Consider the following 11,641-nt stretch of genomic DNA (forward strand, 5'->3'; position numbering starts at 1 on the left):
TGCCAAATATATTACTTTATAATAATTGAAAAAAGATGTTTTCAAAAACAAAAAAGCCGATTTCAAATTGAAATCGGCTTTTTATATGTGTTTTAAAATGCGATTTTCACATCTCACATTTTACAATAATCATTTTATTAAGATATAAATACACTTAAAATATAATATACCAAACCTGCTAATATAGCTGAGATTGGAATAGTCAGAATCCATGCCCAGATTAAACTTACTGTAACTCCCCAACGAACGGCAGAAACACGTTTTGTTAATCCAACCCCGATGATTGATCCTGTAATGGTATGTGTTGTACTTACCGGAATTTTTAAATGCTCTGTAAAATAAAGTGTCAAAGCACCGGCAGTTTCAGCAGCAACACCTTCAAACGAAGTTACTTTTGTGATTTTAGAACCCATTGTTTTTACAATTTTCCAACCACCACTTAAAGTTCCTGCAGCAATTGCAGAATAACATGCTAACGGAATCCATCCTGGCATCACTCCTTTTATACCTAAATCATCATTTGGCAATACAACATCTAACCATTCAGCCATATGAACACCCGGATTTGTATTGATATAAACTGCTACAGCAGCAGCAATAATACCCATTACTTTTTGAGAATCGTTTCCTCCGTGTCCTAAACTAAAAGCCGCAGAAGATAGTAATTGCATTTTCTTTAAAGCTGCATCTGCCTGATGTAGATTTAAACTACTAAAGATCAAACAAAAAGCACTTACCGTTAAAATAATAAAGGCCACTAAGAACCATTTAATATTATGCGGATCGAAAGCTACGCTCCAAAAATGAGAATCAAAACGAGGTTTTCCATGTTTAACAATCTCTTCATAAGGTACCATTAAAGTGCTCACAAACCAAACTGTAGCAATCATCAAAACCACTGTAAATATCTTAGGTCCAATAACTTTACGAGAAGCATTCAATAACCAGATCGAAATTAAATAAGAAGCTAATGCTCCTAAAAGCGGTGCCAAAACAATAAAAGCAATGATAATAAGAACCCCAGAAGGCATTCCGCCATCTTTTCCGGCCTTATACCAGCTTACGATTTGATACCAATATTGCGTAGTTCCGTCTTCACCAATATAACCTGAAAAACCATGTACAGCGATCGCATGAGCAACTGCTGCTCCGGCAAAACCACCAATTAAGGTATGAGAAGAACTGGAAGGAATACCCAACCACCAGGTCAATAAATTCCAGCAAATAGCTGCAATAACACCGGCAAGAATAACTACCAGGTTAATCTCCATAGTGTGCGCTGTTTTTGCAACAGTATCCGCAACACCAAATCCGAAAACCCAATAAGCCAGGAAGTTAAAAAATGCTGCCCAAAGAACCGCCTGAAAAGGCGTAAGAACCTTTGTAGCAACAACTGTTGCAATAGCATTTGCCGCATCATGAAAACCATTGATGTAATCAAAAATTAAGGCTAATACTATAATAATTATAAGTAGCGTCATAAATTATAACTTCAGAATGAAATAAATTGAATTTAAGAATGTTTTACTGAAATAGATTCTAGTATGTTCGCAACACTCTTACATTTATCTGTTGCTGATTCTAAAACAGATAACACTTCTTTATATTTAATAATATTTTTAGCGTCTGTTTCGTTTTCAAAAATTTCAAAAACTGCTTTATTATAAACGTTATCTGACTTGTTTTCCAGTTTATTAATTCTGGCACAAGCATCTTTTATGACTTTGAAATTCTTTAAATTTCTCAATTCTTTTACTGCACTATCAATATTTTGACAAGCTTCAAGATTGATTTCGGTCATTTTTCTGATCGATTTTGTAATCTTATCAACCTGATACAATCTCATTCTGCTTGCTGCTCCGTGCAAATAATCTGCAACGTTGTCAATAGAAGTAATCAATGTGTGAATATCCTCTCTGTCAAACGGAGTAATAAAGTTTCTACTCAATTCAAGATTGGTCTGACGTGTAATGTCTTCTCCTCTTTGCTCTAATTCGTCAATTTTCTGAAAAAGAACTTCTCTTTCTTTTAATGGAAGATTTACAGCTTCGTGTAAATTAGAAGCTAATTCAATTAAATTGCTTGAAGCCTCTTCAAAAAGTGGAAAGAATTTCTTGTCTTTCGGCACTAAAAATTGGAAAATACTGTTTATTGACATTTTTATATTTTTGATAGTGCAAAATTACTTCATTAATATTCTACAATGTTAAGCCATTGTTAACAAATCGTTTTCAATTTGGAAACTATCAAGGAATTCAACGGTTTTTTCGATGTCATAATGTAAGATTCTATCCTCCTTAACAAGTGGTACTACTTCCCTGTAACTACTCAAAAACATCTCGATAAAATCACTAGATTTCAATGGTTCTCTGTAAGCAATCGCTTGTGAAGCATTCAGTAATTCGATTGCCAAAATGCGCTCTAAATTATCTAAAACACGTAAGGCTTTTGTCGCTCCGTTTGCCCCCATACTTACGTGATCTTCTTGTCCGTTGCTTGATACAATACTGTCTACACTTGATGGAGTTGCCAATTGCTTGTTTTGACTAGCAATACTTGCGGCAGTATATTGCGGAATCATAAATCCTGAATTCAATCCCGGATTGTCTACCAAAAATGCCGGAAGATTGCGTAATCCTGAAATCAACTGATAGGTTCTTCTTTCAGAAATACTTCCTAATTCGGCCAAAGCAATTGCCATAAAATCTAAGGCTAAAGCCAAAGGTTGTCCGTGGAAATTTCCTCCAGAGATAATCTGATCTGCCTCAATAAATATATTTGGGTTATCGGTAACTGAATTAATTTCGGTTTTGAATACTTTTCGAACATAATCGATCGCATCTTTTGAAGCACCGTGAACTTGTGGCATACAACGGAAAGAATACGGATCCTGAACGTGTTTTTTCTCCTGAGCAATAATCTCGCTTCCTTCCAAAAACTCATTAATGCGTTGTGCTGTCACGATTTGCCCTTTGTGCGGACGTATATAGTGAATCAATTCATTAAAAGGTTCGCTTCTTCCATCAAAACCTTCCAAAGAAATTGTTCCGATTAAATCTGCCAAATAAGAATATTTGTAAGCTTTTATTAAAATGTGAGCTCCATAAGCACTCATAAATTGGGTTCCGTTCAACAAAGCCAAACCTTCTTTTGACTGTAAAACGATTGGTTCCCAGCCAAAATGTTTCAAAACTTCGGCAGAAGCCACTTTTTTGCCTTCAAATAAAACTTCTCCTTCTCCTAATAAAGGCAAAGACAAATGTGCCAAAGGTGCTAAATCGCCCGAAGCCCCAAGAGAACCCTGAGTATAAATAATAGGTAAAACATCATTATTATAAAAATCAACCAAACGATTTACGGTTTGCAACTGAATTCCGGAATGTCCGTAGCTTAAAGATTGAATTTTAAGCAACAACATCAACTTTACAATTGCAGCAGGAACTTCTTCTCCGGTTCCGCAAGCGTGTGACTTTACGAGATTTTCCTGAAGTTTGGATAAATTTTCATTAGAGATTTTTACATTACATAAAGATCCAAAGCCTGTATTGATACCATAAATAGGTTCAGAATGTGAAGCCATTTTTTTATCTAAATAATCACGACATTTTTGAACGTTTACTTTCGCTTCCTCTGATAATTCAAGTGTTTTCTGGTTCACTATGATTTCTTGTAAAGCTTCTAAGGTTAAGACTTCAGTACTTATATAATGGATTTCTCTCATGTTGTTTGTATTTTAAGACATCAAAATTCAGCAAATCAATATTAAAAAGCAACATTTGTTCATAATAATTAAATTTTATAGCATCTCGCCTCGTTTGCTTTATTTATTTCATAATGCTTATCGTACCAAAATCAGTTCTTTAATTATCACAAATGTCAATTTTGGGTTTTATCCAAAAAACACAAAAAAGACATTTCCTACTTAATATATAGGATAAAATCGTTGTTTTTTATCTGCTTTCTAATAAAATCAATACCCTAAAAACTTTAAAGCCTTTATAGAAAAAGCGTTAAATATATGAATAAGCCATATTTAGAGTTTTAATTTTAACAATTACTCAATATTAAAATGCTTACATTTGAATTATTGAAATATTCGCAAAAAGGATTTTCAGTTTTTTAACTTTTATAAAAAACTGTACTTTTGAAAAATCAAAATGAAAAGTAACAGCGCAAAATATCACTCTACAATGACAACTCTAACCGGGGTTGCAATTGCTGCTACAACAATTTCTACTACAACTACTACTACCCCTTAGGGGTATACATTTTACATATAATCCTTGGTTATCTATACTTTTTTCCTGAAAGAAGAAAGACGATGGGTACATAAAAAACATTTACAAAGAAAAAAAATAGTCGCAGTTTTCAGTTTCAGTTCACAGTTGATAACCTTTGAACTTTGTTACTCAAAATCTTTGCACCTTATTAAAAAACATCAAAATGAAAGTATTAAAATTTGGCGGAACTTCGGTTGCCAATGCTCAAAATATAAAACTCGTTCTCGAAATTATAAACCAGAATTCTAAACAAGATAAACTAGTAGTTGTTGTTTCAGCTTTAAGCAAAGTAACCGATTTATTGCAGTCAGCGGCAGCAAAAGCAGCAGCAAACGACGAAAGCTTTAGAGATATTGTTGCTGAAATCGAGAAAAAACACCTTGATACCTTAAAAGATCTTATTCCGGTAAGCGAACAAAGCAGTTTACTAAGTCACGTAAAAAGAATCATCAATCATCTTGAAACTTTATTAGATGGCTGTTTTTTATTGGGCGAATTATCTCCAAGAACTGCTGATACTATTTTAAGTTTCGGAGAATTACTTTCGTCTTACATTATCGCGCAGGCTTATCAGCAAATTGATAAGGATGTGGTTTACAAAGACAGTCGCGAACTGATTAAAACCAATAACAACTTTGGTAAAGCGGTTGTAAACTTTGAAGTTTCGAACCAATTGATTCAGGAATATTTTGGTGGAAATCAATCTCAAATCAATATTTTACCGGGTTTTATCTCTCAAACATCTGACGGAATTACTACAACTTTAGGTCGTGGAGGTTCTGATTATACTGCGGCCATAATTGCCGGAGCACTCAACGCATCACAACTAGAAATCTGGACTGACGTAAACGGAATGTTTACTGCCAACCCTAAAATTGTAAAACAAGCGCAGCCAATTGCAAATATCTCTTATCAGGAAGCGATGGAATTATCGCATTTTGGTGCCAAAGTGTTGTATCCGCCAACGATTCAGCCCGTTTTAAGAAAAAATATTCCCATTTTAATCAAAAATACTTTTGAGCCGGAAGCTGTAGGAACTTTAATTTCTAATCAGGTTTCATCAAAAGACACTGTTGTAAAAGGAATCAGCCATATCGATCATATTTCGTTAGTAACTCTTGAAGGTCCGGGAATGATTGGAGTTTCTGGTTCATCAAAACGTTTGTTCGAAGTATTGTCTCAGGAAAAAATCAATGTTATTTTTATCACTCAGGCTTCTTCTGAGCATTCGATTTGCATCGGAATTTTAAACTCTGATGCTGAAAATGCCGAAGCTGCGATCAACAAAGCTTTTGAAGTAGAAATTCTTCAAAACAAAATTGATCCTGCCATTGTAGAAAAAGACCTTTGTATTATTGCTCTTGTTGGAGAAAACATGAAGAATCACCAGGGTTTAAGCGGAAGAATGTTTAGTACTTTGGGTAAAAACAACGTAAATATTCGTGCCATTGCGCAAGGTGCATCTGAACGTAATATCTCGACTGTAATCAACGAAAGAGATGTTAAAAAAGCATTGAATACTTTGCACGAAAACTTCTTTGAAGAAAACACCAAACAGCTGAATTTATTTGTAATGGGAGTTGGAAATGTGGGTGAGAAATTCATCGAGCAAATTCACAATCAAAGAAAGTTTTTAAAAGAAAATTTAAAAATTAATGTTCGTGTAATTGCTTTATCAAATTCCCGAAAAATGCTTTTTGATGAGGACGGAATTTCTCTAAAAGACTGGAAATCGGCATTAGATAAAGGTGAACACGCTATTCCGACAGAATTTATCGCACGCGCCAAAGAACTGAATTTACGTAATAGTATTTTTGTGGATATTACAGCAAATGCAAGCGTTTCTGAAACTTACGAAAAATTCTTAAAGGAAAGTATTGCCGTTGTAACTTGTAATAAAATTGCCTGTTCATCTGCTTACGACAATTATAAAAAACTAAAAAGTTTATCACGCCAGTATAATGCGCCGTTTTTGTTTGAAACCAATGTTGGTGCGGGATTACCTATTATCGATACCGTAAAAAACTTAATTGCATCTGGTGATAAAGTGCACAAAATTCAGGCGGTTTTATCCGGAAGTTTGAACTTTATTTTCAACAATTTTGATAAGAACAATTCTTTTCACGATGTTGTAAAAGAAGCCGGAGTACAAGGTTTTACAGAGCCAGACCCAAAAATTGACTTAAGCGGAATTGACGTTGCACGTAAAATCCTGATTCTTATTCGCGAAAGCGGTTACGAAATGGATATTGATGCGATCGCCAACGAATCGTTTTTGCCTGCTGACTGTTTAGTAACAACAAACAACGAAGACTTTTTTGCCTCGTTAATCAAACATGCTGCTCATTTCGAAAAAATCTACGAAGAGGCTTTAGCCAAAGATTCAAGATTGAAATATGTAGCACAATTCGAAAACGGAAAAGCAAGCGTAGGATTACAATTTATCCCAAAAGATCATCCGTTTTACAATCTGGAAGGAAAAGACAATATCGTGCTTTTCTACACAGATCGTTACGTAGATCAGCCGTTATTGATCAAAGGCGCGGGAGCCGGAGCTGCGGTAACAGCATCAGGAATTTTTGCGGATGTAATTAGAATAGGAAACAATTAAAGTTGCTAAGGTTCTAAGATGCTAAGGTTCTGAGTTTTTTTTCTTAGTATCTTAGAAACTTAGAAGCTCAGAAGCTAAAAAAATAAACAGTTGCAAAGAAATCTTAGTCCCGAGGCTTCGGGATAGAACCTTAGCAACTCAGAACCTTTAAAAAAATGGAAATTAAACTATTTTGCCCGGCAACTATCGCGAATCTTTCGTGCGGATTTGACGTATTGGGACTTTGCTTAGACAATGCGGGTGATGAAATGATTGTTCGAAAAACAGAAGAAAAGGGAGTTCGCATCACCAAAATTGTGGGTGCCGATTTACCTATGGAAACCGAAAAAAATGTTTCAGGAGTTGCGGCAATTGCGATGCTTGAAGCTTATGAAATCCATTTTAATCCGATTGATTTTGGATTCGAAATTGAAATTTATAAAAACATCAAAGCCGGAAGCGGAATTGGAAGCAGCGCCGCAAGTTCTGCCGGTGCCGTTTTTGGGATTAATGAATTATTAGGCAAACCGTATTCGCGTAAAGATTTGGTGCAATTTGCCATGCAAGGCGAAAAATTAGCCAGCGGAAATGCTCATGCCGACAACGTTGCTCCTGCCCTTTTGGGAGGTTTTACTTTGGTAAGAAGTTATGCTCCGCTTGATATTATCCGAATTGACAGTCCTGAGGAATTATATGCAACGGTGGTTCATCCTCAAATTGAGTTGAAAACATCTGATGCGCGTTCGGTATTGAAACAAACCGTTTCTCTAAAAAGCGCCATCATGCAATGGGGAAATGTTGGTGGATTAATAGCAGGTTTATACACCAAAGATTACGATTTGATTGGAAGATCGCTTCATGATGAAATCGTTGAACCTTTAAGAAGTGTTTTGATTCCTGGTTTTGACCAAATCAAACAAACGGCTCTTGAAAACGGTGCTTTAGGTTCCGGGATTTCAGGTTCTGGTCCGTCGATTTTTGCTTTAAGCAGAGGAAAAAATACCGCCGACCAAATCGCCAAAGCCATGAGCGATGTTTACGAAAAAATGAATTTACCGTATGAAATTCACGTTTCGAAAATTAATCCTGATGGCGTAAGAATTATATAACACGAATTGCACGAATTTACACAAATTGGATTGTGAGATTGTTAATTTAAATAATTCCGTTTGTCAGGCTGAGCGAAGTCGAAGTCCCGTAAAGCATAGACGCAAATAAAAAACATAACGTTTGTCATTCCGAGGAACGAGGAATCTCCGCTAGTAACTCCGTAACGTGAGTCAATCTTTGTCGAGCTTCTCGCGGAGATTCCTCGTTCCTCGGAATGACAAAAAAAAAACCGAATAATAAATTATTAAAAAACAAAAAATATCACCACAAAGCGTTGCGATCTCTGCGTTTCAAAAGAAACAATTTCCTTGCGCTCTTTGCGGTTAAACAACAACAACCATTGGAATTTAAAAATTGAAAATTGATTACAGAAAAGTCTATTCTCTATACTCTATTCTCTTTTTTCTAAAATTTAAAATCTAAAAATCTAAAATTAAACCATGAAATACTATAGTTTAAACCATAATGCACCGGAAGTTTCTTTTAAAGAAGCTGTGATTCAAGGATTAGCGAGTGATAAAGGATTATATTTTCCTCAAACTATTACGCCATTAAATCCTGCATTTTTTAATGTAATCGAAAATCTAAGTCATAACGATATTGCTTTTGATGTGATTCAGCAATTTGTGGGCGATGAAATTCCTGAGGACAATTTAAGAGAAATTATAAAAGATACTTTATCTTTTGATTTTCCGGTTGTTGAGGTCGAAAACGGAATCTATTCGTTAGAGTTATTTCACGGACCTACAATGGCTTTTAAAGACGTTGGAGCGCGATTTATGTCACGTTGTCTGGCGTATTTTAATAAAGATAAAAAAGACAGTAAAAATACCGTTTTAGTAGCCACTTCGGGAGATACCGGCGGTGCTGTTGCAAGCGGATTTCTTGGCGTTGATGGTGTCGATGTTGTGATTTTATATCCGTCAGGAAAAGTGAGCGACATTCAGGAAAAACAATTGACTACTTTAGGAAAAAACATAAAAGCACTTGAAGTTGATGGCGTTTTTGACGATTGCCAGGATATGGTAAAAAAAGCGTTTTTAGATGAGACATTAGCGCATAAAAACCTGACTTCGGCGAATTCTATTAATATTGCGCGTTGGCTGCCGCAAATGTTCTATTTCTTCTTTGCTTACAAAGCGTTGAAAAGCCAAAACAAACTGTTAGTTTTCTCTTGTCCAAGCGGAAATTTTGGGAATATCTGCGCCGGAATTATGGCTAAGAAATTAGGTTTACCAATCGAACATTTCGTAGCGTCTACCAACGTAAATGACACCGTACCAAGATTCTTAGAAAGTGGGAAATACGATCCAAAACCTTCTAAAGCGACAATTTCGAACGCCATGGACGTTGGAAACCCAAGTAACTTTATCAGGATTCAGGAATTATACAATAATGATTTAAAAGCTTTCGAAAAAGATTTTTCATCTTACAGTTATACTGATGAAGAAACGCTTGAAGCTTTAAAAAACATTTATAAAACTGACGGTTACATCGCAGAACCACACGGCGCTGTTGGTTATTTAGGTTTGAAAAAAGAACTAGAAAAACACCCTAACGCAATTGGAGTTTTCTTAGAAACCGCACATCCTATTAAATTCCTTGACGTTGTTGAACCTGCTTTGGGAATTAAACTTCCTATTCCGGAGCAAATTGAGAGTGTTATTAATGAGGATAAAGTGAGTGTGAAGATTAAGACTTATGAGGAGTTGAAGGCTTTTCTGGGATAACTAATTTATACCACAATAAAAAAATCGGTTGAAATTTTATTTCAACCGATTTTTTTATCTAAATTCTCATATACGATTATTCTTGAACTATAAGAGAGATTAGATTGCCGTTTCAATCAGTCAATATAAAATTGAAAAAAAATTGGCAAGAAAAAATACATATATTTGAAAAACAAGAAAGTAAAATAATGTTTATCAATCCAAATTAAATTATAGAATTAAACTAAAAATTAATTTAGCTCAGCTACAAATTTCAACCTAATTTTAGAATATTCTATCAAAATTATATTAACAATGGAAACAAAACAATTTAAAAAACGAATAACCGAGATGACCAATTTCAATTGGTATAATTCTGTAGAAGTTAATATCACGTTTCCTGCACTTAACATAACTCAAAATTTTAAAGGTCTAGCTTCATTTCACAAATTTCTCGAAGAACAGATTCTTGGCTGGGATGAATTTGAGATTTTACCAAATGAATTTATTAATTCTAAAAACTTTTTTATATCCGCAAAACAAGAAATTGAAAATTTTGTTGAGTCGTATTCGACTGTTGAAGATGACACGTCTCTAGATAATTATTTAAGGAGTTTGGTTAGCAACATTAATCGTAGAAATACCGATATTTTTACTTACGATTCCCCTGAAATTGATTTTTTATTAAAAGTTTATAAATCTAATCAAACCACTTTTATTGGTGCTTTTACATATTTTATTGGTGATCTTAACCAAAATATAAACAACAAAAAAATTTTTGAAGGATATTTAGCTGCATATGAGTTTAAATCTAAAGAAAGTAAATTAACTGAAAGAGCAAACTCAGAAAAAACATCCCTTCAACAACTTAAAAATAGTTTTAAAAATCGATTACCTGAACTTGATAAGCAATTAGTAAATCATCTGAAAGATGGTTCAGATAAATATGATGAATATGTAAAAAGAATTGATGAGTTTCAAACAGATAAGGAAAAAACCTATTCAGATTGGTTTATTAACGCTAAAGGAGAGTTTGAAATCTTTGATAAAGATTCGAAGATAAAAGTTGAAGAATTAGAAAAAACATATAAAGAGAAATTAAAACTTGAAGGTCCAGCAACTTATTGGTCAGAAAGAGCTAAAAAATTAAGACGACAAGGATGGATTGCTCTTTCTTGTCTTATTATCTTAGTTTTAATGGTTTGTGATTCATTAAATGAACTACTATGGCGAACTCCAGAACAAATATTTACAAGCTATTTTAAAAGTGATCATAGCGCTGCAATCAGATGGTCAATTATATATGTAACATTAATTGCTTTTCTCGCTTTCTGTATAAAAGCAATTTCTAAAGTAATGTTTAGTTCTTTTCATTTAGCTAGAGATTCTGAAGAAAGACATACTTTAACTTATTTCTATCTCGCTCTGTTAAAAGAATCTGAAATTGACTCAGAGGAGAAAAAACTAATTATGCAATCATTATTTAGTAGAGCTGACACAGGTTTACTCAAGGAAGATTCCTCTCCTACTATGCCGAATGATTTGGTAGGGAAATTTTTTAGTGGAGGAAAATAGTGTTAAGTACAAAAAAGAATCATAATCAAGCTCACTCAGCGAAGTGTTACAATCACTGTGCGAAGTCTCCCGATTTCGTACCCGTCCCAATTAGTCACAAAGAAAGTTCTACGCAATTGGAATATAGGATATAGAAGCAGGTACGAAGTAGGTAGACTTCGCACAGCATTAGGTTTTCTATATAAAGCTTAAAAAGGATATAAATAATTTTTCGATTTTATGAAACGAAAGTTATGCAAAAATCTATTTTTCAAAATCATTTAATATCAAAATATGAAATGTACTTTCCGGTAGATACGGCTAATATTGGTTCTGACAGACGTTCTCTTTACGACGTTTTGACGAAAGCTGTTAAAAACGGCAAAATAACTGAAGTG

General features: G+C 34.3%; 7 protein-coding genes and 1 pseudogene. 5 read left to right on the top strand and 3 right to left on the bottom strand.

What is annotated here, in order from left to right; translation table 11 throughout:
• Positions 1 to 137 precede the first annotated feature (137 nt).
• Genes ACIDC4_RS22125 through hutH form a run of 3 tightly spaced genes read right to left on the bottom strand, consistent with a single transcriptional unit; the run spans position 138 to position 3,721 of the window.
• A complete protein-coding gene (locus ACIDC4_RS22125) occupies positions 138 to 1,481 on the bottom strand; it encodes an inorganic phosphate transporter (RefSeq protein WP_230037112.1) in 1,344 nt (447 codons plus the stop codon).
• A gap of 32 nt (positions 1,482 to 1,513) precedes the next feature.
• On the bottom strand, positions 1,514 to 2,158 hold the full coding sequence (locus ACIDC4_RS22130) for a DUF47 domain-containing protein (RefSeq protein ID WP_056250900.1): 645 nt from the start codon (positions 2,156 to 2,158) through the stop codon (positions 1,514 to 1,516).
• A gap of 48 nt (positions 2,159 to 2,206) precedes the next feature.
• Complete coding sequence (gene hutH, locus ACIDC4_RS22135; protein ID WP_412044939.1) at positions 2,207 to 3,721, bottom strand: histidine ammonia-lyase; 1,515 nt, start codon at positions 3,719 to 3,721, stop codon at positions 2,207 to 2,209.
• Positions 3,722 to 4,443: 722 nt separating this feature from the next.
• Here hutH and thrA point away from each other — a divergent pair.
• The 5 genes and pseudogenes from thrA to ACIDC4_RS22160 form a co-directional block, all read left to right on the top strand.
• The gene (gene thrA / locus ACIDC4_RS22140) at positions 4,444 to 6,891 is read left to right on the top strand and encodes a bifunctional aspartate kinase/homoserine dehydrogenase I (protein ID WP_412044938.1); all 2,448 of its coding nucleotides are present in this window, start codon (positions 4,444 to 4,446) and stop codon (positions 6,889 to 6,891) included.
• Between the two features lie 155 nt (positions 6,892 to 7,046).
• Entirely contained in the window at positions 7,047 to 7,979 is a 933-nt protein-coding gene (locus ACIDC4_RS22145; RefSeq protein WP_412044937.1) for a homoserine kinase, read from the top strand.
• A gap of 441 nt (positions 7,980 to 8,420) precedes the next feature.
• Positions 8,421 to 9,710, top strand: coding sequence for a threonine synthase (thrC, locus tag ACIDC4_RS22150; protein ID WP_412044936.1), 1,290 nt, complete (start codon positions 8,421 to 8,423; stop codon positions 9,708 to 9,710).
• Positions 9,711 to 10,004: 294 nt separating this feature from the next.
• Complete coding sequence (locus ACIDC4_RS22155) at positions 10,005 to 11,264, top strand: DUF6161 domain-containing protein (protein WP_412044935.1); 1,260 nt, start codon at positions 10,005 to 10,007, stop codon at positions 11,262 to 11,264.
• 272 nt (positions 11,265 to 11,536) lie between these two features.
• Positions 11,537 to 11,641 (top strand): annotated as a pseudogene (locus ACIDC4_RS22160) (type IX secretion system ring subunit PorN/GldN); the annotation flags it as partial.

Source organism: Flavobacterium sp. C3NV (genome assembly GCF_046825355.2).
Taxonomy (GTDB): domain Bacteria; phylum Bacteroidota; class Bacteroidia; order Flavobacteriales; family Flavobacteriaceae; genus Flavobacterium.

Bases quoted from the DNA above. Each gene is read 5' to 3' on its own strand.
- ACIDC4_RS22125 (WP_230037112.1), bottom strand. From the start codon at position 1,481: ATGACGCTACTTATAATTATTATAGTATTAGCCTTAATTTTTGATTAC.
- hutH (WP_412044939.1), bottom strand. From the start codon at position 3,721: ATGAGAGAAATCCATTATATAAGTACTGAAGTCTTAACCTTAGAAGCT.
- ACIDC4_RS22130 (WP_056250900.1), bottom strand. From the start codon at position 2,158: ATGTCAATAAACAGTATTTTCCAATTTTTAGTGCCGAAAGACAAGAAA.
- ACIDC4_RS22145 (WP_412044937.1), top strand. From the start codon at position 7,047: ATGGAAATTAAACTATTTTGCCCGGCAACTATCGCGAATCTTTCGTGC.
- thrA (WP_412044938.1), top strand. From the start codon at position 4,444: ATGAAAGTATTAAAATTTGGCGGAACTTCGGTTGCCAATGCTCAAAAT.
- ACIDC4_RS22155 (WP_412044935.1), top strand. From the start codon at position 10,005: ATGGAAACAAAACAATTTAAAAAACGAATAACCGAGATGACCAATTTC.
- thrC (WP_412044936.1), top strand. From the start codon at position 8,421: ATGAAATACTATAGTTTAAACCATAATGCACCGGAAGTTTCTTTTAAA.